The following is a 21,509-nucleotide window of genomic DNA, read 5'->3' on the forward strand; positions in this document are numbered from 1 at the left end:
TGTTGAGGTCTGTTTTCACACGCTGGGTTTAACACCCTCCGCCTCCGATTAACAGCGCCCACGCGGCATCCGCCTAATAGGACTCACTCATCTAGGACAGCCGCTCGAACCGCTCGAACCGCTCGAACCGAGCATGCCCGCCAGTCTGCTGTGCCGCCACGAAGGGCCCGCCATCTGCGCCGAGCGATGGAAATTCAGGACTTCGGTGCATGCCGCGCTGGGAGCCGCCCGCGGTTGCTGGCCTCGGTGACCTGGCGTGTGCAGAAGTCCTGAGTTTCCGAAAGGGAGGGCGATAGCGGGGCGGGCGCACGCCGCGCCATTTGTGAGATCGCCGTGGAGCGCGCCACTAGGATTTCACTATCGGCTTAGAGGTGGGGGATATTCATGACTGATGTGCAAGCAACGGCAGCACAGCCCGAACAGGCACTGATCGTCATCGGTGACATCACGGTGAGCAAGAGCTGGTTGGTGACGCCGAACGGATCGCGACCGCTCAAAGGCACGCAGATCTTCATCACCGACCTCTCTCACACGCAGACGAAGATCCCCACCTGGGCGATCGTGCTGGCGATCATCGGGGCTTTCTTCTTCCTACTCGGATTGCTGTTTCTTCTCGCGAAGGAGACCGTGACAACCGGACACCTCCAGGTCACCGTGCAGAACGGCAACCTGATTCACGTGACCCAGGTACCCGTTACCAGTCCAGGAGCCGTGCAGGACGCCCATTCTCGCGTCAACTACGTGCGAGCCCTCGTGGCAGCGACCGGCGCCTGAGCGCGTAGCGCTTTAGTCTGGCCTGATGGTTGACAGCACAGCGTCTCAGGCAGGCACGATCCGGACAGGGCTCGTCGGCTACGGGCTGTCCGGCAGGATCTTCCACTCCCCGTTCATCAGGGCCAATCCGCGGTTCTCGCTCGACGTGATCTCCGCGGGGAATGCCTCCCGTCAGGAGCAGGCGCGCCAGCAGCATCCCAGGGCTGAGGTCGTGTCCAGGCCGGAGGAACTGCTCGAGCGCGAGTTGGATCTCGTGGTGCTCGCCTCACCGGCGTACGCGCACCTCGAGCAGGGGCTCGCGGCCCTGGCAAGCGGCGCCGCCGTCGTGATCGACAAGCCTTTTGCAACATCCGTGTCCGAAGCCGAGCAGCTGATCGCGGCCGCCGAGAGCGTGCAACTACCTCTCGTCGTCTTCCAGAATCGACGCTGGGACGGCGACTTCTTGACTGTGTTCCGGCTGCTCGAGGAGGGCGCGCTCGGCTCCGTGCACCGCTTCGAGTCGACCTTCGAACGCTGGTCGCCCTCGCTGCGCGACCGTTGGCAGGACACCACGACCAGCGTCCAGGGCGCCGGGATCACCTTCGACCTCGGCAGCCATGTCATCGACCAGGCCCTCCAACTGTTCGGGCCCGCGAGGGTGGAGCACGCCGAGGTCGCCGTGATGCGCGATGGCGGAGTGAGCGATGACGAGGCCTTCATCTCGCTGCTGCACGATTCGGGTGTGCGTTCGCACCTCATCCTGAGCAGGCTCGCCGGGCAGAGCGGGCCGCGTTTCCGCGTGCTTGGTTCCCGGTCGGCCTACACGGTGTTCGGGCTGGACGGCCAGGAACCCGCACTCGTTTCCGGCGTCTCGCCGACCGACGAAGGCTACGGCGTCGAGCCGATCGAGAAGTGGGGGACTCTCGGCATCGTGGGGTCCTCGGATGAACCGCTCACGAAAGTGCAGACCGAGCGAGGCGACTACCCGGCCTTCTATGCCGGTGTAGCTGCCGCGCTCCGGGACGGCGCCAGCGTTCCGGTCGACCCGCGCGACGCGCTCGAGACGCTTCGCATCATCGAGCGCGTGCACGAGCTCGCCCGCGGTTAGCGGGCGCTCAAACCCCAGTCGCTGCCCTCGAGCCTGTGCAGCAGCGAGACCGTCGCAGCCACGCTCGGCACGCGCCGTGCGCCGTCGTTGGCCAGCAGATGGATGCTGCGGATGCTCTGCGGAGTATGCGGCCTGATCACCGCGCCGAGGGGCAGAGTCGCGGTCGCCAGCGCGAGCCGCGGAAGCATCGCCACGCCGAGATTGCTCGCCACCATGTTGAGCACTGCGCTGGCGTTGTCGGTCTCGAAGGTGATGGTGGGTTCGAAGCCGGCCACCTCGCAGACGGCGAGAAGGTGTCCGCGGCAGCGTGGGCATCCGGCGATCCAGCGATCGGAGGCAAGACTCGCGACATCGACCACGTCGTCGTTCGCGAGTGGGTGGGCGGCCGGGAGCACGGCCACCATCTCTTCGGTGAAGAGGCTTTCAGTACTCAATCCGCTCGCGCTGTCTCGGTGCGGATCGGCCCGGTCGCCCGGATAGCTGAAGGTGACGGCGAGGTCGATGCCGCCGTCGCGCAGCAGGGCGACGGCCTCCGGCGGTTGTGCCTCGATGTAGCTGAGCTGCACCCCCGGATGCGCTTCGGCCATCGCGGCGAGGAGCCGCGGCACGATGGTGGATGACGCTGTCGGAAAGGCCGCGAGCCGCACGGTACCGGTACGCAATCCAGCGAGATCGGCGAGGTCGCCAGCCGCGGCGTCCAGCGCGGAAGTGATGGTGATCGCGTGCCGCGCCAGCACCTGTCCGGCCTCGGTCAGTTTCACGGAACGGCCGATCCGGGTGACAAGGGGGAGATTGAGCCGCGACTCTGTGCGCTGGAGATGCTGGCTCACTGCGGGCTGACTGTAGCCGAGGAGTCGGGCGGCGCCGGTGATCGAGCCGGCCTCGGCGATCGCGCGCACGATCCGGATCGATTGAAGATCGAGCTGCGGGTCGAGATCGATGGTCATAGCTTCATGTTATGGGTTGCATCCGAATGATGCTCTTGTCGCATGAGTGCGTCAGGCTCACTATAGATCCATGATGAGTTCACCAGTGGCCACAAACCACAGCACCTCGCCGGCCCTTCAACGGGCCATCGACAGCTATGAGGACCCACGCGGGTTCCTGGCTGTGGCATCCATCGGTCTTCCCACCAGGGAGACAGTTGCCGCCCAGAAAGCGGATCTCGACCTCTGGTCGGCCGCCCGTCGCGATCCGATGGACTATGACGGGATCATCGAGCGCACCCGCAGCTACTACGCGAACCTGGTCGGCGTCGGCGTGGACCGCGTCGCGACAGGTTCGCAGACCTCGGCGATGACCAGCGTTCTGGCCGCGGCGGTTCCGGAGGGGGCGGAGGTGCTCTGCGTCGAGGGCGACTTCAGCTCGATCGTGTTTCCCTTCCTGCAGCGACCGGGCATTCGCGTGCGCAGCGTCCCCATCACGGAACTCGCCGCGTCGATCTCCGACGAGACGTGGCTGGTGGTCTTCTCGCACGTGCAGTCCGCCACGGGTGTCGTCGCCGATGTCGATGCGATCGTCGCTGCCGCTCGTGTCCACGGCAGCTTCACTTTCTGCGATACGACACAGTCCGCCGGTGTACATCCCGTCGATGCGTCGCTGTTCGATGCCACCGCCTGCCATGCCTACAAGTGGCTGTGTGCGCCTCGCGGTGTCGCCTTTTTGACGCTGAGTGACAGGTTTCAGCCGGAGCTCGTTCCGATCCAGGCAGGCTGGTATGCCGGCGACCAGGTCTGGCAGTCCTGTTACGCACCGAATATGCATCTCGCCAGCGACGCCCGTCGGTTCGACGTCTCACCGGCGTGGCCTGCCTGGGTGGGTGCGGAGCCAGCGATCCGCATGTTCTCCGAACTGGACATCGACGAGGTGTGGCGACGCGCCAGCGGCCTCGGTGACGCGCTGTGCGACGAGCTCGGCATCGAGCGGCAGCACCAGGCCATCGTCACCTGGGCCGACCCCGACGGTCACGATCTCCAACGCCTCGTCGCGGCCGGGGTGAGAGCTTCTGGACGCGCCGGTCGCCTCCGCGCGGCATTCCACCTCTGGAACGACGAATCGGATGTCGCGACGGTGGTATCCGCGCTGCGCTGAGCTCCGTTAGGGCTGAGGCCGAGTTGAGTACTAGAATGCCTTAAGGTCATTGACACCTTTACTTGACCACCAGGGCGGCAGCATGACGGAGACAACGGACGGCGACGTGACGATCGCCGTGTCCACCGTGATCTTCGCGCTGCGGTCTGACGGCGAGGGTTCGGCGGCTTCGCTCCGTCTGCCGCTGGTGCGACGCATCCGTGCACCATTCGACGGACGGTGGGCCCTTCCCGGCGGCCCCATCGAGGCGACGGAGAGCCTGGTAGCTGCGGCCGGACGCAACCTGCGCGAGACCACGGCGCTCGAGCCGAACTACCTCGAACAGCTCTACGCCTTCGGCGATGCCGACCGTTCGCCGTACGAACGTGTCGTGTCGATCGTGTACTGGGCGCTGGTGCGCTCCGAGCAGGCCGACCTCGCCGAGGGCAAGAACGTGCGGTGGTTCGCTGCCGACGAGCTGCCGGAACTCGCCTTCGACCACAACCTCATCGTGGAATACGCGCTGTGGCGGCTGCGGACCAAGATGGAATACAGCCGCATCGCCCACGCCTTCCTTGGCGAGACCTTCACCCTGGCCGAGCTTCGCGAGGTACACGAGGCTGTGCTGCGCCGCCCGCTCGATCCGGCCAACTTCCGTCGCCAGATTGAAGCGTCCAAGGCGATCATCGCCACGGAGCAGCACCTCACCGGTGGTCGCCATCGGCCGCCGCGGCTGTACCGGTACAACACCTCCGTCGAGCTCACCGACAACGGTCCGCTCGGGCGTTCCTGAACCGTCCCACCCATCCACGAGGAGTCACCTTGTCGTCCGTCGACACCACTATCCAGCTCATCAGCACCGGGGCGCGCGACGGCGCCACCTGCAGCCCAGACCTCGCTGAGGGGCCATGGGTCTTCGACCTGCAGCCCATGCCCAGCTACGGTCCCGGCTCCTCGATGGGGGATGTCATCCCGACCGGCACCGCTCGCCAGGGCCAGATCCCCGAAGAATACCGCGTCGCATCCAACGACGAGCTGGATGCGCGGATCATGGCCGCGAAGGCGACACTCGGTGAACGGGTCGTCGTTCTCGGTCACTTCTACCAGCGCGACGAGGTCGTGAAGTACGCTGACTTCGTCGGGGACTCCTTCCAGCTGGCGAACGCCGCCAAGGCCAGGCCGGATGCCGAAGCCATCGTCTTCTGCGGCGTGCACTTCATGGCGGAGACGGCCGACATCCTCGCGCGTCCTGAGCAGGCGGTGATCCTGCCGAACCTGGCCGCCGGATGCTCAATGGCCGACATGGCCGACATCGACTCAGTCGAGGAGGCATGGGAGCAACTCGAGGCACTCTACGGAACGGAACTCGACGCTGACGGCCGTGTTCCCGTCGTCCCCGTCACCTACATGAATTCGTCGGCGGCCCTCAAAGGTTTCTGCGGTGAGCACGGCGGTATCGTCTGCACGTCATCGAACGCCGCGACGGTGCTCGAGTGGGCTTTCGAGCGCGGGCAGCGCGTGCTGTTCTTCCCCGACCAACACCTTGGACGCAACACGGCCAAGGCGATGGGCGTGCCGATCGAGCGCATGCCGATGTGGAACCCCAACCGTCCGCTCGGCGGAAACGACGCCGACACCCTTGACGCCGCCCAGGTGATCCTCTGGCACGGCTTCTGTTCCGTGCACAAGCGTTTCAGCGTCGACCAGATCGACAAAGCACGCGCCGACTTCCCCGGCGTCACCGTGCTCGTACACCCCGAGTGCCCGATGGCCGTCGTCGACGCCGCCGATGCGGCGGGCTCGACCGATTTCATCGGCAAGGCCATCGCGGCCGCCACCGAGCCGACAACCTTCGCGATCGGCACCGAGATCAACATGGTCAACCGGCTCGCGGCGCAATACCCACAGCACACGATCTTCTCCCTCGACCCGGTGATCTGCCCCTGCTCGACGATGTATCGCATCCATCCCGGATACCTGGCCTGGGTGCTCGAGGCGCTGGTGCGCGGCGAGGTGGTCAACCAGATCAGCGTTCCGGATGACGTGGCAGTGCCGGCCAGGGTCGCGCTCGAACGCATGCTCGCGGCCAGGCCCGGCGTCACCGCCGCTCAGGTGATCGGCGACTGATCGTGGGAAGTGTCATCGTCGTCGGCACCGGGATCGCGGGGCTCGTCGCAGCCCTCGAGGCGAGCCGTAGCCACGACGTCACCCTGGTGACGAAGTGGGAACTCGCCGAGAGCAACACCAAATACGCCCAGGGCGGCATCGCCGCGGCACTCTTCGACGACGACAGCGTCGAATCGCACATCGATGACACCCTGCGGGCCGGCGCTGGGCTCAACTCGCATCGCGCGGTCGAGGTGCTCTGCACCGAAGGGCCGGATCGGGTCAGGGATCTCATCCGCCTCGGTGTCGCCTTCGACAGGGAACACGGCGAACTCGCCCGCGGTCGTGAGGCCGCCCATTCCCGTTCTCGCATCCTGCACGCCGGCGGAGACGCCACCGGCGCGGCGATCGAGGCCGCACTCGTTCTCGCCGTGCGGGAATCGGCCGCGCGCGTCATCGAATATGCCTTCGTCACAGACCTCGTTGTGAGCGACGGCCGAGTCGTCGGAGTGGATGTCATCGCACCGGCCGTCGGCGCGCGCAGGCTCGAAGCGGACTCTGTCATCCTTGCCAGTGGTGGCGCGGGCCAGCTCTACCGGCACACCACCAATCCCATCGTTACGACCGGTGATGGTGCCGCGGCTGCTCTTCGCGCCGGAGCGGTGCTCAGCGATGTGGAGTTCTACCAGTTCCACCCCACCTCGCTCGCCGTCCCCGGTAACTTCCTCATCTCGGAGGCGGTGCGCGGCGAGGGGGCGATGATTCTCGATGCCGACGGTCGTCGATTCATGACGGATTGGCATCCGGACGGCGAACTCGCCCCGCGGGATGTGGTCGCCCGCGGGATCGCCCGACAGATGGCCGCGCAGGGCGGCACACCCGTTCTCCTCGACGCGACCGCTCTCGGCGCCGAGTTTCTCGCCGAACGCTTCCCGGGCATCACCAGGGTCTGCCATGAGTACGGGCTCGAGTGGGGGAGCGAACCCATCCCGGTCACGCCGGCAGCCCACTACTGGATGGGCGGCGTGCGCACCGACGAGTGGGGACGCACTTCGCTTCCGGGTCTCTTCGCCGTCGGAGAGGTCGCCTGTACCGGGGTGCACGGAGCCAACCGGCTGGCATCCAACTCGCTGCTCGAATCCCTGGTCTTCGCCTGGCGTTCGGTCGGCATGCTCGACCAGCCGTGGCCCGATGCCGCCGTGCTCGACGATTCGATGCCACCGGAGCCGCTCGACACCCCAGTCGACCCGACAGAGCTGTTCACGCGGCTCGAGCTGCAGCAGCTCATGTGGGACGAGGCCGGACTGTTCCGCAGCGGTGAGCAACTCCAGCATGCGGCAGAGCAGCTCGCCCATTGGATTCCCGACGGGTCCGGTACCGTCACGGCGCAGGAGAACGCCAACCTCCTCGAGCTCTCCCGCGTGATCGTGCAGGCCGCACTCGCGCGCGAAGAGTCCCGCGGGGCGCACTACCGATCCGATTTCCCCGCCACCAGGCCGCAGCTCGCCCGCCACCTCGGATGGGCGCAGCTCCAACCGGCAAGAAAGGTCACCGTCTCATGCTGACCGACCAGCACATCCTTCCCGTCGTCCGTGCCGCCCTGATCGAGGATGCACCGTGGGGCGACATCACCTCGGAGAACCTCATTCCCGTCGAGGCTGTGGCCACGGCACGCCTGGTCGCTCGTGAGCCGGGCGTGCTCAGCGGGGGAGAGGTTTTCGCGGCCGCCATGAGGCTCACCAGTGAAGCAATCGCGGTGACGGTGTTCGTCGCCGACGGCGAAGAGTTCGAGCGCGGGACGATGCTCGCGGAAGTCTCCGGTCCGGCGCGGGCGGTACTTCAGGCGGAGCGCGTTGCGCTCAACTTCGTGCAGCGGATGTCCGGAATCGCCACGCTTACGGCCCGGTACGTCGCGGAGGTGGCAGACACGCGTGCCCGCATCGTCGACACCCGTAAGACCACTCCCGGACTACGCCAGTTCGAGCGCCACGCAGTGCGCTCCGGGGGCGGCAACAACCACCGCTTTTCGCTCTCCGACGCCGTGATGGCGAAAGACAACCACCTCGCCGTGCTGACCGCGGGAGGCCGCGACCTCACCGAGGCACTCCTCGAGGTACGTGACAGACTGTCGCACACCACCCATCTCGAGGTCGAGGTCGATCGTATCGACCAGATCGAGCCGGTGCTGGCCGCAGGGATCGACACCATCATGCTCGACAATTTCAGCCTCGCGCAGTTGCGGGAAGGGGTCGCACTCGTCGCCGGACGCGCTCTCGTGGAAGCCAGCGGTTCGGTCAACCTCGACACCGTTGGCGACATCGCCCGCACCGGTGTCGACATCATCTCGGTGGGAGCGCTCACGCACAGCGTCCGCTCGCTCGACCTCGGACTGGACATCGACCTGGACGCGGCGTGATCTACCTCGACAACGCCGCGACCACCCCGGTTCGCCGTGAAGTGCTCGAGGCGATGTGGCCCCATCTCACCGGGGATTTCGGCAATCCGTCCAGTCATCACGAGGTGGGTGAGTCCGCGGCGCGAGCGCTTGCCGGGGCGCGCTCGGCGGTGGCGTCCGCGCTCGAGTGCCGGGCATCCGAAGTCATCTTCACGGCTGGAGGCACCGAGTCCGACAATCTCGCCATCAAAGGGATTGCGCTGGCCGCCCCCCGCGGCAGGCATATCCTCACCACCGCCATCGAACACGAGGCGGTGCTGGAGAGTTGTGACTATCTGTGCCGATTCCACGACTTCGAGATCGAGTTCTTACCTCTCGACAACTCAGGACTGGTCGACCCGGTCGATGTCGCGCGGCTGCTGCGTCCCGACACGACTCTCGTCACGATCATGCATGCCAACAACGAGATCGGTACGGTGCAGCCCATCGCTGAGATCGCCGAACTGACCAGGGCCGCAGGTGTGCCGTTCCATACGGATGCCGTCCAATCCGCGGGTTGGCTCGAGCTCGGACTGCGTACGCTCGGCGTCGATGCGATCAGCGTCTCCGGGCACAAACTCGGGGCACCCAAGGGGATCGGGGTGCTGGCGATCCGCACTGCTGTCGCACTCGAACCGCTGCTGCACGGCGGTGGGCAGGAGCGAGGGCACCGCTCCGGAACCGAGAACGTCGCCGGCGCTGTCGGCCTTGCCACAGCGCTGAAACTATCGACCCATTCGACGGACAAGGTCGCCGCCGTTGCTCGCATTCGCGACATCGTGATCGATGGCGTGCTGGCTGTCGTACCGGAGGCTTTCCTGACCGGTTCGCGCGATTCACGGCTCCCGTCGCACGCGTCCTTCTGCTTTCCCGGTACCAGCGGCGAGGCCGTGCTGCTGGAGCTGGAGCGGCATGGCATCGTCTGCTCGAGCGGTTCAGCGTGTGCTGCGGGCAGCGATGACCCATCCCACGTACTGATCGCACTCGGCATTCCACCCGAGGTTGCCACGACGGCGGTGCGCTTCACCCTCGACACCACCACGACCGAGGCCGATGCCGGCGAGGTCGTTGCCTGCGTCGCCGGGGCGGTCGCGGCCCTCCACTCCCGCGCCTCGTAACTCGCCCGGCTGCCCGGCAGCGCCTTCGCGCTCGCCTCGCGCCCTCCAATCAGCGCCCACCGCCTGTTCTCCTCCCGCTTCCGTGTTCCGTCAGCTCCTCGGTTCCTCGGTTGCTCGGTTCCTCGGTTCCACGGTTCCTTTCGGAAATTCAGGACATCGCGCACTCACCATCGGCGATCGGCAGGCGCCCACTGATCGCGGCAGTCGCGCCTGTCGCGCATGTCCTGAATTTCCAACGACGGGAGGGCTATTTCGCCCGCAGGACTTCGTGCCCGGACGGAGTCTGCGACCGCCATCGTCCGCGCAGGTGGTCTGCGACCGCCCGATAGACTCGAATCTACTTTTCGACCGCGCATCCAGCACGGCTGACCTTTGGAGTTTTCGTGGCCAACGCCTCCCCACTCGATCCCGTCATCAACCTGGCGAAACGTCGCGGTTTTGTCTTCCAATCGGGGGAGATCTATGGCGGCTCGCGTTCCGCCTGGGACTACGGGCCGCTCGGCACGGCGCTCAAGGAGAACATCAAGCGCCAGTGGTGGCAGTTCATGGTGCAGGGCCGCGACGACATCGTGGGCATCGACTCTGCCGTCATCCTCCCGCGCAAGGTCTGGGAATCATCCGGGCACGTTGAGGTCTTCAGCGATCCGCTCGTCGAGTCCCTGTACACGCACAAGCGTTATCGCGCCGACCACCTGCTCGAGGCATACGAGGAGAAGCACGGGCATCCGCCGGAGAACGGGCTGGCCGACATTAAGGATCCCGACACCGGCCAACCCGGCTCGTGGACCGAGCCGCAGAACTTCTCCGGCCTGCTGAAGACCTTCCTCGGCCCTGTCGACAACGAGGAGGGACTGAACTATCTTCGTCCAGAGACCGCGCAGGGCATCTTCGTCAATTTTGCCAACGTTCTGGGTTCCGCGCGCATGAAGCCACCTTTCGGCATCGCCCAGATCGGCAAGAGCTTCCGCAACGAGATCACGCCCGGAAATTTCATTTTCCGCACGCGCGAGTTCGAGCAGATGGAGATGGAATTCTTCGTCAAAGAGGGTACCGACGAGCAGTGGCACCAGTATTGGATCGATGCCTCGCTGAAGTGGTATACAGACCTCGGCATAGACCCGGAGAACCTCCGACTCTACGAACACCCCACGGAGAAACTCTCCCACTACTCCAAGCGCACTGTCGACGTCGAGTACCGCTTCCGGTTCGCGGGTAGCGAGTGGGGCGAGCTGATGGGGGTGGCGAACCGCACTGACTTCGACCTCAAGACACACTCCGCGGCATCCGGTGTCGATCTGTCCTACTTCGATCAGACGACGAACGAGCGCTGGGTTCCCTTCGTGATCGAGCCGGCGTTCGGCCTGACCCGCGCTCTGATGGCATTCCTTGTCGACGCGTATCACGAGGATGAGGCACCGAACACGAAGGGCGGGGTCGACAAGCGCACGGTGTTGCGCCTCGATCGTCGGCTTTCGCCGATCAAAGTAGCTGTGCTGCCACTGTCGCGAAATGAACAGCTTTCACCGGTTGCTCGCGAGGTCGCGGCCGACCTGCGCAAATACTGGAACATCGACTTCGACGACGCGGGCGCCATTGGACGCCGCTACCGCCGCCAGGACGAGATCGGCACGCCGTTCTGCATCACCGTCGATTTCGACACCCTGGACGACAAGGCCGTGACTGTGCGAGAGCGCGATTCGATGGCCCAGGAGCGCGTATCACTCGATCGCTTGCGCGGCTACCTGGCCGAGCAGCTGCTGGGGGCATAGGGCGCCAGGCTTCGCCGACTCGTCTCGTCTCGCGAGGCCCATTTCTTTCGGAAATTCAGGACTTCGGTGTCATCGATGTGGGCTGGGACCAATGATGACGGGGATTGGTGAATCCCGGCTACGCGATATTCCTGAATTTCCGAAGTGGCGGCCCAGGTTGCTGGTCCTGCACAGGCATGCATGTTGGCTGCGTATGCACTGATTCTGAGTCTGGCGTTCGTCGCGATTGAACGAGAGTCATTCTCGTTCGATGCGTGATGTAGCCGAACTCGTGAATTCGCTGGGTGGTTTTGCCCAGAAACAGCAGTTGGTGGCGCGTGGAGTGAGAGATCTCGACCTCACGCGAGCGGTCAGGGACGGTACAGCCAGTCGGGCTAGGCAGGGCTGGTACACGACGCTTCCGGGAACGGATCCTCGGGTGCGAGCCGTGCGCGTCGGTGGCAGGCTGACCGGAATTTCGGCGGTGATTCAGGCGGGCGGATGGGTTCTTGGTGATCATCCACTGCACGTTTCCGTTCCGGACAACGCAGCCCGGCTGCGGTCACAGCACAATCGTCGTGTGGCGTTCAATACTGAGGCACCCAGAGGGGTGGTGCTCCACTGGGACGGCATCTCTGTGGGCGAGCGAGGGGATGTCGCATCCGTCGGTATTCTGGACGCGCTCTATCGGGTGGTACTCGATGAGAGTCTTGAGACTTCGGTGGCCGCACTCGACTGGGCGTTGCGCGGAAACATCATTGATCGGATCGACTTCGAATCGCTCGTGCTCCGGCTTCCCGAGGATTACCGGTACCTCAGCGAATGGGCAGACGAGTACTGCGACAGTTTGCCTGAGAGCCTTTCTCGCACTCGACTGCGATTGCGTGGGCACTCGGTCCGGTCGCAGGTGTCGATCGGTGCCGCTCGTCAGATAGACCTGCTGGTCGACAGCTGTGTCGCGGTTGAGGTAGACGGCGAGGAGACCCACTTCACCCGTTTCGATAAGGATCGCCGCAAGGACGTGAAAATCACGATAGAAAAGCTCTATTCCTTCCGCCCGACCGCCCGAATGGTGTTCTACGAGTGGGATTCGGTGCTGCTGGCGATCGAGACAGCCATCTCCGTCCACAAATTCGCCTCCTCGATCGGAAATTCAGGACACGCGACTTCCCGACCGGTGAGAGTGCCCGGAAACAGGCTGCGAGCGCGAAGACGAGTCACCCAAACTCCTGAATTTCCGAAAGGGGGTGGGAATAGGCGGCGACGGGCGGCGTTGCACCAAGAGTGAGTGAACCAATCAAGGTGGACATCTGGTCCGACGTACAGTGCCCGTGGTGTTACATCGGCAAGCGCAAGTTTGAGGCGGGTGCCGAAGCATTCGGCGGCGAGGTGGAGATCGAGTACCACTCATTCGAGCTCGCGCCGGACACCCCGGTGGACTTCGAGGGCACCCCGATCGACTATCTGAGCCAGCACAAGGGCGTGCCCGTCGATCAGGCCGAGCAGATGCTTGCGCGGGTCTCCGGCATCGCGCAGGCCGTCGGGCTCGACTACGACTACGACCACGTCCACCAGACCAACACGGTGAAGGCGCACGAGCTCATCCACTACGCCAAGTCGAAGGGGCGACAGCTCGAGATGAAGGAGCGGCTGCTCAAGGCATACTTCATCAACGGCGAGCATGTCGGCCGCATCGGCGATCTCGCTGACATCGCCGCAGAGATCGGCTTCGACCGAGCGGATGTGGTGCGTGCGCTCGAGTCCAACGAGTTTCTCGCCGAGGTGAAGGCGGATGTGGCCCTCGCGGGTGAGTACGGCATCCAGGGCGTCCCATTCTTCGTCATCGACGGTAAGTACGGTGTGTCAGGGGCACAGGAGGCGGAGACCTTTGCTAACGTGCTCACGCAGGTGCGCGGTGAGAGAGAGGCCATCCAGTGACGGATGCCAAGACGAAGCCGCTTCAGATCATTGGCGACCCAAACGCAGCGGCCTGCGATGGTGATTTTTGCGAGATCCCCGACCATCACGAGCAGACTGCAGTGAACCACCGACTCGATGAAGACGCGGTATGACGCCAGATCTTAAAACAGGGGTATTGACCAGGGCGTGACCTATCCCCTATTTTGGGCACATCAGCCGTCGCCGCACGTTGAGATCGGCCCCCGATTGCGATCTCGACAACCGGGCTTTTCGTCGACAGACGATGCTCTTGCCGAAAGGGTGAAGCGCCGCTGCCAACCTGCATGCCCAGCCTAGGAAACCCGATGCCCGTGGCACCGTTCTCGAACGCACTTACCCTGACATCCGAGATGTCGACGACTCCTGTCGTCGGCTCTGGGGCAATGGCGTCTGCGACCGCTGATCTCCAGGTTTCCTTCGTCAACCTCATGCCGGTGATCGGATGCGAAACGGAGACAGGGCGCCGTCGTTTCGCATGCTGGGGAATGCCGCACCATCCCCGGCCGCATGCCGCAGATCCTCACTCGCGAAGAACCGCTGACTCCGAGCCTCACGGCCGGATAACCCGCATGGCTGCAATCGCCGTCGTGTCGAGCATTCTTTCCGTCACAGAACCGCGTTTTTCCCCAACGGTGCAGGAGTGTCCCCGATTCATGATCGGGAACACCCTGCACCTCGAGCACACCTAGACCCCCAGAGTTCTGCCGGGGTCGGTGACGAAATCGGGAATCACCGCCCCCGGCAGGCGTTAGCGCTCAATTACCGATGTCGGCCACTGTTGCCGCGTAGGCAGCGATGAGCGCGTCGGCGTCCACGAAGGCGCTGTAGCCGTGGGCTCCTGCGCCCACGGCGATGCGAGCGCCCACGATGGCCGAATCCGCGTAGATCGGCCACGGTGTGCTGCTGCCGAGTGGGGTGATGGTCCCGCGCTCGTAGCCGGTCGCTTCGAGCGCGAGCTCCGGCGACGGCAGCGACAGTTTGTTGACACCGACGGCGGCGCGCAGCATCGGCCAGGAGATCTGTTTGTCGCCCGGGATCAGCGCGAACAGGTACTCGTTCGGCGCACCCTTCGGCGTGTGCTTGCGCACGACGAGGGTTTTCACGATGTCCCTGGCGGAGAGCCCGAGCATGGCCGCTGCCTGCTCGAGTGAGTCGGCAGCTGGACGCTCGACTATCTCCACCTCGAGGTGGCGAGTTGCGGCATCCGCCTCGACTCTGGCGCGTCCTTCGGGTGAGGTCATCTGATCGGGGGCTTTCTGCGAGAATCGAGGGGTGACCATGACCGCCGCCCCAGCCCAGAGCTTACAGATCGGGCCCATCGCTCTTGATGTGCCCGTGGTACTCGCACCCATGGCGGGGATCACCAACACAGCTTTTCGTCGGCTGTGCCGTGAGTTCGGCGCCGGTCTCTACGTCTCCGAGATGATCACCAGTCGCGCACTTGTGGAGCGCACCGAGGGTTCGATGCGTCTCATCAAGCACCACGAATCGGAGACGCCGCGCAGCATCCAGCTCTACGGTGTTGACCCGAAGACAGTCGCCGAGGCTGTCACCATGCTGGTAGCCGAGGACCGCGCCGATCACATCGATCTGAACTTCGGATGCCCCGTGCCGAAGGTCACACGCAAGGGCGGGGGAGCCGCGCTCCCGTGGAAGCTCGACCTCTTCCAGGACATCGTGGAGCAGGCAGTGCAGGCCGCCGGACCACTTCCGCTCACCGTCAAGATGCGCAAGGGCATCGATTCCGACCACCTCACCTACCTCGAGGCGGCGCGCATCGCTGAGGGCGCCGGTGTGGCGAGTATCGCGCTGCACGCACGCACGGCGTCCGAGTTCTACAGCGGTCACGCCGACTGGTCAGCCATCGCGCGCCTGAAGGAGTCAGTGACGACTGTTCCGGTGCTCGGCAACGGCGACATCTGGTCGGGTGCAGACGCCATCCGCATGGTCGAAGAGACCGGATGCGACGGGGTCGTCGTCGGTCGCGGCTGCCTTGGGCGGCCGTGGCTGTTCGGCGATCTCGCTGCGGCCTTCCGCGGAGAGGCGCACATCGCGCAGCCCAGCCTCGGCACCGTCGCCGCCACGCTCAAGCGCCACACCGAGCTGTTGGTGGACTTTTTCGACGGCGACGAGGATCATGCCTGCCGCGACATCCGCAAGCACATCGCCTGGTATTTCAAGGGCTACCCGGTCGGCGGCGAACTTCGTGCGAGCCTCGCGACCGTGAAGAGCCTGCAGCAGATGGACGATCTGCTCGGCACTCTCGACTGGGAGCAGCCGTACCCCGGCGAGGCCGCAGAGGGACCGCGAGGTCGTGCCGGCACGCCAAAGCGTCCGTCGCTGCCCGACGGTTGGCTGCTCAGCCGCGAACTGGCAGACACCCACCGCGCGGAACTCGCCGAGGCAGAACTGAGCCACAGTGGCGGATAGTACTGGCGGCTATGGCGAGCACGACACCGCTCGCTGGTTTCCGGAAGAGCACTCCAGCCGCCGCAGCGATTTCGCGCGCGATCGTGCTCGCCTGCTGCACTCGAGTGCGCTGCGCAGGCTGGCCGCTAAGACCCAGGTGCTGAGTCCCGCGGCAGGACTCGACTTCGCCCGCAACCGACTCACCCATTCCCTCGAGGTTGCCCAGGTTGGCCGCGAGCTGGCCACGAGCCTCGGACTCGACCCGGATGTCGTGGACACCGCCTGCCTCGCCCACGACCTCGGGCATCCGCCTTTCGGCCACAACGGGGAGCGCGCCCTCAGCAGTTGGGCGACTGATATCGGCGGGTTCGAAGGCAACGCGCAGACCCTGCGGCTGCTCACCCGCATCGAGCCGAAGGTGTTCGGACCCGACGGACGCAGTTACGGCCTCAACCTCACTCGCGCCAGCCTCGACGCCAGCTGCAAATATCCGTGGCCCGACACCTCGGCTGTGGACGATCCGAGCGGTCGCGCCAAATTCGGCTTCTACGCCGACGACATCGCTGCGTTCCGCTGGCTGCGTGACGGTGCGCCAGAGCGGCGGCTCTGCATCGAGGCGCAGGTGATGGACCTCTCCGACGACATCGGCTACTCCGTGCACGACTTCGAGGATGCGGTGGTCAGCGGTTACATCGACGTGCGCGCCCTCGGTGCCAGGGTGAACCACGACGAGCTTGTCGATTCGATGTTCTCCTGGATCGGCGGTGAGCTGGACCACGACGAGCTGATCGGAGCCTTCGACAGGTTGGACTCGCTCGACATCTGGCTCGACGACTGGGATGGCAGCCGTGTCTCCCACGGACGTCTCAAGAACCTCACTTCGCAGCTCATCGGCCGGTTTGCCGGAGCCGCGGTGCAGGCTACACGTCGCGAGCAGGGGGAGGGCAGCCTCATCCGTTTTGCCGCCGACATCATCGTGCCGCGCCAGATCCAGGCCGAGATCGCCGTGCTCAAGGGCATCGTCGCCGCGTTCGTCATGTCGAAGAACACCCGGCAGCCGATCTATCGGCAGCAGCGCGAAGTGCTCACCGAGCTGGCAGACACCCTGCTCGACCGAGGACCCGATTCGCTCGATCCCGGGTTCGCGGCCGATTGGCGTGAGGCGACGACGGATGCCGGACGCAAGCGCGCCGTCGTCGACCAGGTCGCATCGCTCACCGACCAGTCGGCGATGGCCTGGCACGATCGCCTCGGCAGCTGATCGTTTTCTAGCCCCGCTTCTCTGCCTCGCCCTGCTCCCCGTGGCTGAGATAGAACCTCGGCGAGCCGATGATTGGCAGTTGCAGCCACATCGGCACCTTCGCGAGGAAGCCGAGGTAGAAGAAGACCAGCACGCACAGCGCGTCGATTCCTGCACCGATCCAGAACCATGTCCAGATCTCCATCAACTGCCCGGTGACGCCGAGCGCCATTCCGACGATGAGCAGCGCCCCGGCCCAACCGCCGTAGCGATGAAGGGAACTGCCGCCGAGCCACGCGGCGATGAGCAGCGGAAGGCCGATCCCGCCGATCAATACACCGATGGCCAGCGGCTCGACCCAGGCAGGGGCGTCGTCTCCACCGATGGCCCCGACCGCGAACGCGCCGCCGATGCAGGCGAGCATCACGATGATGAGGACCCCGGTCATGCGGTTGATGAAGACCATGCTGTAGCGGTAGCCGGTGGGGAATTTGCCCGTGGCGTCCGCCACTTCGCGCACGCCGTGCCTCGGTGGATTACCGCGGCTCCCGCTTCGCGCTGAGTTTCCCGCCACCGTCATCGCCCCTCCGACTGGAATCCGCCCAGCCTAACTTCCCCGGAGCGGTTCCGCCGCCAGCGCGCGTCGACCCACCCCTTTCGGAAATTCAGGAGATCGGTAGCGGTTGTCGAAAACAGGCCCGGCATCACGGGGGTGCCAGCACCGTACACAACCAATCTCCTGAATTTCCGAAAGGGGTGGGGCGGAACGCACGGGAGCTGAGCGACGAACGATTCACAGCCGGTCCGCACCGTCGGTCGGGCAACTTAGAATTTGACTGTGCCCGGCCTCATTCGACGAAACGATATCGACGAGGTTCGCGCGCGGATCAACATCGCCGACATTGTCGGTGACTACGTCACGCTCAAGGGCGCAGGCGTCGGTTCCCTCAAAGGTCTCTGTCCATTCCATGACGAGCGCAGTCCGAGCTTCCACGTGCGTCCGCAGGTTGGTCGCTATCACTGCTTCGGATGCGGCGAAGACGGTGACGTGTTCAGCTTCCTGCAGAAGATGGACCACACCACCTTCACCGAGGCCGTCGAACGGATGGCCGCCCGTATCGGCTTCGAGCTGCACTACGAGGACGGCGGACAGGCCAACAGCGATCACGGTAACCGCGCACGTATCCTCGGCGCGAACCAGGCCGCCGCAGACTTCTTCGTCGCCCAGCTGGCGACACCGGAGGCCGAGCCCGGCCGCAAGTTCCTCGGTGAGCGCGGCTTCGATCCATTGGCGGCGCAGCGTTTCGGCATCGGCTTCGCGCCCAAGAGTTACGACGCGCTGAGCAAGCACCTGAAGACGCTGGGCTACAGTGAGGCCGAACTCCTGGCTGCAGGCCTCGTCGGGCAGGGGGACCGCGGCACCTACGATCGCTTTCGTGGCCGCCTAGTCTGGCCTATCCGCGACGTCACTGGACAGACCCTGGGTTTCGGCGCGCGCAGACTCCTGGATGACGACCAGGGCCCCAAATACCTCAACACGCCGGAGACGGCGGTGTACCACAAGTCGCAGGTGCTCTACGGACTGGACCTCGCCAAACGTGACATCTCACGTGGTCGCCAGGTTGTCGTGGTCGAGGGATACACCGACGTGATGGCCTGCCATCTCGCCGGCATCACGACGGCGGTGGCGACCTGTGGCACGGCATTCGGCGTGGAGCACATCAAGATCATCCGCCGGGTGCTCGGAGACGTCGAGAATGCGGATTCCCGCGGCGTCGGCGAAGTGGTCTTCACCTTCGACCCCGACGAGGCAGGCCAGAAGGCCGCGAGCCGCGCGTTCAGCGAGGAGCAGCGTTTCGCCGCACAGACTTTCGTGGCCGTCGCCCCCGACGGGCTCGATCCGTGCGATCTGCGCCTGAACCGCGGTGACGATGCCGTGCGACGCCTGATCCAGTCCAAGAAGCCGATGTTCGAGTTCATGATCCGCCGAGCGCTCACCGCCCACAACCTCGACACCGTCGAGGGGCGCGTCGCGGCACTGCGGGCTGCCGCACCGGTGGTCGCCGGCATCCGCGACCAGGCGCTCAACGTGGGTTACGTACGCAACCTTGCTGGCTGGCTGGGCATGGATCCCACCGAGGTGGGGAGGGCGGTGGCATCCGCGCGGGGTAAGGCCCCTGAGCAGCCGACCAACCGCCACGTCGCGACCGGTCAGGAGCCGCCACAGCAGCCCCAGGAGCAGGGGCCGTCGCTCGTGCATCTGCCGACGGATCCTGCGACCAGGCTGGAACGGGATGCGCTGATGGCGATCCTCCAACAGCCGGAAGCCGTCGGCAAAGAACTCGTCGACAGGGCAAGCCAGGTGAGCTACTCCAACGCGACGCTGGCTGTCGTGCGGGACGGCATCGCGGTGAGCATGGAGGCCTTTGCGAAAGCCGGATGGCTCGAGAAGGTCACTTTGGAGGTGCCTGGCCCGTTCGCCACTTTGGTGCGAGAACTCGGGCTCGCCCCCTTGCCGGAGAAGCCCAACCGTGATCTCTCGATCTACTGCAAGGCGGTGGTCGTTGACATCATCGAGCGCGACCTGCTGCGCCGCAAAGCGGAACTTCTCGGCCAGATGCAGCGCACTGACAGCGCCGCTGAACCCGAGAAGTACCGGGCCGTGCAGGTGGAGATCGTGCGGATCGAGGCGGAGCGGCGGGCCCTGCGCACCGAGTAGGCCGGTTGTTGCAGATACGTAAACATTGTTCGCATCGAACTTCTCGATGCGTCCCGCTGTCGTTTTTTGTGTTACCAAGGACACATACAGCAGTGCGTGGTCCGTATATCGTGCGGACCACTGTGTTTTTTCACGAGAGAGGCAAACGGATATGACATCCGCATCCACGATTCGCAAGCGAACGCTTGCCGTGCTCGGTGGCACCGCCATCGCAGCACTCACCCTCGCCGGTTGCTCCGGTGGTGGTGGAGCCACCACCGGGTCGAAGCCGCTGACCATCGGAACCACCGACAAGGTCACAGTGCTCGACCCAGCCGGTTCTTACGACAACGGTTCCTTTGCAGTGCAGAACCAGGTTTTCCCGTTCCTGTACAACACCCCGTACGGAAGCCCCGATGTACAGCCAGACATCGCTGCGTCCGGCGACTTCACGTCGCCTACCGCCTTCACGGTGAAGCTCAAGCCCGGCCTCAAGTTCGCGAACGGCCACGACCTCACCTCCTCCGACGTCAAATTCACCTTCGACCGCGACCTCAAGATCGCGGATGCCAACGGCCCGTCGTCACTGCTGTACAACCTCGCGAGCGTCGATGCTCCCGACAAGACGACGGTGGTCTTCAACCTGAAGACAGCCAACGACCAGGTCTTCAAGCAGATACTGTCGAGCCCGGCCGGCCCGATCGTCGATGAAGAAGTCTTCCCTGCCGACAAGCTGGCGACCGACCAGGAGATTGTCAAGGCTCACGCCTTCGCCGGTCAGTACGACATCACGAGTTACGACTTCAACAATCTGATCGCCTACAAGGCCAACCCCAACTACGACGGCGTTCTCGGCAAGGCCAAGACCGATATCGTCAACGTCAAGTACTACGCGTCGCAGTCGAACCTGAAGCTCGACGTGCAGAAGGGCAACATCGATGTGGCGTTCCGTAGCCTGTCGCCCACCGACGTCGCGAACCTGGAGAAAGACAGCAAGGTGACCGTGTATCACGGCCCCGGTGGAGAGATCCGCTACTTCGTCTTCAACTTCCAGACCCAGCCATTCGGTACGAAGACCGCGGATGCCGACCCGGCCAAGGCTCTCGCCGTACGCCAGGCGGCTGCCGACCTCGTCGACCGCGACGCGCTCGCCAAGAACGTCTACAAGGGCACCTACTCGCCGCTGTACTCCTACGTGCCTGACGGCCTGACCGGAGCCACCACGGTGCTCAAGGACCTGTACGGCAACGGAAAGGGCGGCCCGGACGCCGGCAAGGCGAAGAAGGCCCTTGCGGATGCCGGAGTCACGACCCCGGTCAAGATCGACCTGCAGTACAACACCGACCACTACGGTGAGTCATCCAGCGACGAGTATGCGGCCATCAAGAGCCAGCTCGAAGCCGGCGGACTCTTCACGGTGAACTTGCAGTCGACCGAGTACGTGCAGTACTCGAAGGACCGTAAGGCAGGCGTTTACTCGGTGTTCCAGCTCGGCTGGTTCCCCGACTACTCCGACGCGGACAACTACCTCACGCCGTTCTTCTACAACCCGACCGACAAGGAGGCGTTCATCATCAACCACTATGACGACCCCGCCGTCGACGCGCTGATTCTCAAGCAGGGTGTGACGAGCGATAAGGCTGAGCGTGCGAAGCTCATCGAGGAGATCCAGGCGAAGGTCGCAGCCCAGCTGCCGACAGTCCCGCTGCTCCAGGGCGACCAGGTTGCCGTCGCGGTCAAGGGTGTCTCCGGTGTGAAGGACACGCTCGACGCCTCCTTCAAGTTCCGCTATGCGGCGCTTTCCAAGGGCTGAGTGTCACACGGTTAGAATTTCCTCACCGCGCAACGGGGGCGACCCACACTTTC

The 21,509-nt window shown here is 64.8% G+C and carries 18 protein-coding genes; 15 read left to right on the forward strand and 3 right to left on the reverse strand.

Annotation, left to right across the window (positions count from 1 at the left end; all coding sequences use genetic code 11):
* The first annotated feature begins 384 nt into the window (after positions 1-384).
* Together ABIB56_RS00005 and ABIB56_RS00010 are read left to right on the forward strand one after the other, a co-directional pair.
* Complete coding sequence (locus ABIB56_RS00005; RefSeq protein WP_354566666.1) at positions 385-774, forward strand: hypothetical protein; 390 nt, start codon at positions 385-387, stop codon at positions 772-774.
* A gap of 25 nt (positions 775-799) precedes the next feature.
* Positions 800-1,861, forward strand: a complete 1,062-nt coding sequence (locus ABIB56_RS00010; protein ID WP_354566668.1) for a Gfo/Idh/MocA family oxidoreductase — start codon at positions 800-802, stop codon at positions 1,859-1,861.
* On the opposite strand, the gene ABIB56_RS00015 is transcribed toward ABIB56_RS00010, so the two are convergent.
* Positions 1,858-2,808 carry a LysR family transcriptional regulator gene (locus ABIB56_RS00015; RefSeq protein WP_354566669.1) on the reverse strand — a complete coding sequence of 317 codons (951 nt, stop codon included), beginning with the start codon at positions 2,806-2,808 and terminating at the stop codon, positions 1,858-1,860. The two genes, ABIB56_RS00010 and ABIB56_RS00015, sit on opposite strands and share 4 nt — an antisense overlap.
* 85 nt (positions 2,809-2,893) lie before the next feature.
* Here ABIB56_RS00015 and ABIB56_RS00020 point away from each other — a divergent pair, with 85 nt between their 5' ends.
* From ABIB56_RS00020 to ABIB56_RS00060, 9 genes are all read left to right on the forward strand, one after another.
* A complete protein-coding gene (locus ABIB56_RS00020; protein WP_354566670.1) occupies positions 2,894-3,952 on the forward strand; it encodes an aminotransferase class V-fold PLP-dependent enzyme in 1,059 nt (352 codons plus the stop codon).
* A gap of 82 nt (positions 3,953-4,034) precedes the next feature.
* Positions 4,035-4,724: an NUDIX hydrolase gene (locus ABIB56_RS00025; RefSeq protein WP_354566671.1), complete on the forward strand. Its 690-nt coding sequence runs from the start codon at positions 4,035-4,037 to the stop codon at positions 4,722-4,724.
* Positions 4,725-4,753: 29 nt separating this feature from the next.
* Entirely contained in the window at positions 4,754-6,058 is a 1,305-nt protein-coding gene (gene nadA / locus ABIB56_RS00030) for a quinolinate synthase NadA (RefSeq protein WP_354566672.1), read from the forward strand.
* Between the two features lie 2 nt (positions 6,059-6,060).
* Entirely contained in the window at positions 6,061-7,602 is a 1,542-nt protein-coding gene (gene nadB / locus ABIB56_RS00035) for an L-aspartate oxidase (protein ID WP_354566673.1), read from the forward strand.
* Positions 7,596-8,453 carry a carboxylating nicotinate-nucleotide diphosphorylase gene (gene nadC, locus ABIB56_RS00040; RefSeq protein WP_354566674.1) on the forward strand — a complete coding sequence of 286 codons (858 nt, stop codon included), beginning with the start codon at positions 7,596-7,598 and terminating at the stop codon, positions 8,451-8,453. The genes nadB and nadC overlap by 7 nt, the downstream gene beginning before the upstream one ends.
* Positions 8,450-9,589, forward strand: a complete 1,140-nt coding sequence (locus tag ABIB56_RS00045; RefSeq protein WP_354566675.1) for a cysteine desulfurase family protein — start codon at positions 8,450-8,452, stop codon at positions 9,587-9,589. The genes nadC and ABIB56_RS00045 overlap by 4 nt, the downstream gene beginning before the upstream one ends.
* A gap of 383 nt (positions 9,590-9,972) precedes the next feature.
* The gene (locus tag ABIB56_RS00050; protein WP_354566676.1) at positions 9,973-11,358 is read left to right on the forward strand and encodes a glycine--tRNA ligase; all 1,386 of its coding nucleotides are present in this window, start codon (positions 9,973-9,975) and stop codon (positions 11,356-11,358) included.
* Between the two features lie 250 nt (positions 11,359-11,608).
* Positions 11,609-12,625, forward strand: a complete 1,017-nt coding sequence (locus ABIB56_RS00055) for a putative endonuclease domain-containing protein (protein WP_354566677.1) — start codon at positions 11,609-11,611, stop codon at positions 12,623-12,625.
* A complete protein-coding gene (locus ABIB56_RS00060) occupies positions 12,622-13,275 on the forward strand; it encodes a DsbA family oxidoreductase (RefSeq protein ID WP_354566678.1) in 654 nt (217 codons plus the stop codon). The genes ABIB56_RS00055 and ABIB56_RS00060 overlap by 4 nt, the downstream gene beginning before the upstream one ends.
* Positions 13,276-14,051: 776 nt before the next feature.
* Here ABIB56_RS00060 and ABIB56_RS00065 read toward each other — a convergent pair.
* A complete protein-coding gene (locus ABIB56_RS00065) occupies positions 14,052-14,537 on the reverse strand; it encodes an aminoacyl-tRNA deacylase (protein WP_354566992.1) in 486 nt (161 codons plus the stop codon).
* A 37-nt stretch (positions 14,538-14,574) separates the two neighbouring features.
* On the opposite strand from ABIB56_RS00065, the gene dusB reads away from it, so the two are divergent.
* Positions 14,575-15,726, forward strand: a complete 1,152-nt coding sequence (gene dusB / locus ABIB56_RS00070; RefSeq protein WP_354566679.1) for a tRNA dihydrouridine synthase DusB — start codon at positions 14,575-14,577, stop codon at positions 15,724-15,726.
* Positions 15,716-16,966, forward strand: a complete 1,251-nt coding sequence (locus tag ABIB56_RS00075) for a deoxyguanosinetriphosphate triphosphohydrolase (RefSeq protein WP_354566680.1) — start codon at positions 15,716-15,718, stop codon at positions 16,964-16,966. Before dusB ends, ABIB56_RS00075 begins: the two co-directional genes overlap by 11 nt.
* Before the next feature lie 7 nt (positions 16,967-16,973).
* Here ABIB56_RS00075 and ABIB56_RS00080 read toward each other — a convergent pair whose 3' ends face one another.
* Complete coding sequence (locus ABIB56_RS00080) at positions 16,974-17,465, reverse strand: hypothetical protein (RefSeq protein ID WP_354566681.1); 492 nt, start codon at positions 17,463-17,465, stop codon at positions 16,974-16,976.
* Between the two features lie 318 nt (positions 17,466-17,783).
* On the opposite strand from ABIB56_RS00080, the gene dnaG reads away from it, so the two are divergent.
* A complete protein-coding gene (gene dnaG / locus ABIB56_RS00085) occupies positions 17,784-19,664 on the forward strand; it encodes a DNA primase (protein ID WP_354566682.1) in 1,881 nt (626 codons plus the stop codon).
* A gap of 151 nt (positions 19,665-19,815) precedes the next feature.
* Entirely contained in the window at positions 19,816-21,456 is a 1,641-nt protein-coding gene (locus tag ABIB56_RS00090; protein WP_354566683.1) for an ABC transporter substrate-binding protein, read from the forward strand.
* Positions 21,457-21,509 lie beyond the last annotated feature (53 nt).

The organism is Glaciihabitans sp. UYNi722 (assembly GCF_040549465.1).
Lineage (GTDB): Bacteria > Actinomycetota > Actinomycetes > Actinomycetales > Microbacteriaceae > Lacisediminihabitans.

What these genes read in the sequence shown, in the direction of transcription:
- ABIB56_RS00005 (WP_354566666.1), top strand. Translation starts at nt 385, where the DNA reads ATGACTGATGTGCAAGCAACGGCAGCACAGCCCGAACAGGCACTGATC.
- ABIB56_RS00015 (WP_354566669.1), bottom strand. Translation starts at nt 2,808, where the DNA reads ATGACCATCGATCTCGACCCGCAGCTCGATCTTCAATCGATCCGGATC.
- ABIB56_RS00065 (WP_354566992.1), bottom strand. Translation starts at nt 14,537, where the DNA reads ATGACCTCACCCGAAGGACGCGCCAGAGTCGAGGCGGATGCCGCAACT.
- ABIB56_RS00010 (WP_354566668.1), top strand. Translation starts at nt 800, where the DNA reads ATGGTTGACAGCACAGCGTCTCAGGCAGGCACGATCCGGACAGGGCTC.
- ABIB56_RS00025 (WP_354566671.1), top strand. Translation starts at nt 4,035, where the DNA reads ATGACGGAGACAACGGACGGCGACGTGACGATCGCCGTGTCCACCGTG.
- ABIB56_RS00055 (WP_354566677.1), top strand. Translation starts at nt 11,609, where the DNA reads ATGCGTGATGTAGCCGAACTCGTGAATTCGCTGGGTGGTTTTGCCCAG.
- nadC (WP_354566674.1), top strand. Translation starts at nt 7,596, where the DNA reads ATGCTGACCGACCAGCACATCCTTCCCGTCGTCCGTGCCGCCCTGATC.
- ABIB56_RS00090 (WP_354566683.1), top strand. Translation starts at nt 19,816, where the DNA reads ATGACATCCGCATCCACGATTCGCAAGCGAACGCTTGCCGTGCTCGGT.
- dusB (WP_354566679.1), top strand. Translation starts at nt 14,575, where the DNA reads ATGACCGCCGCCCCAGCCCAGAGCTTACAGATCGGGCCCATCGCTCTT.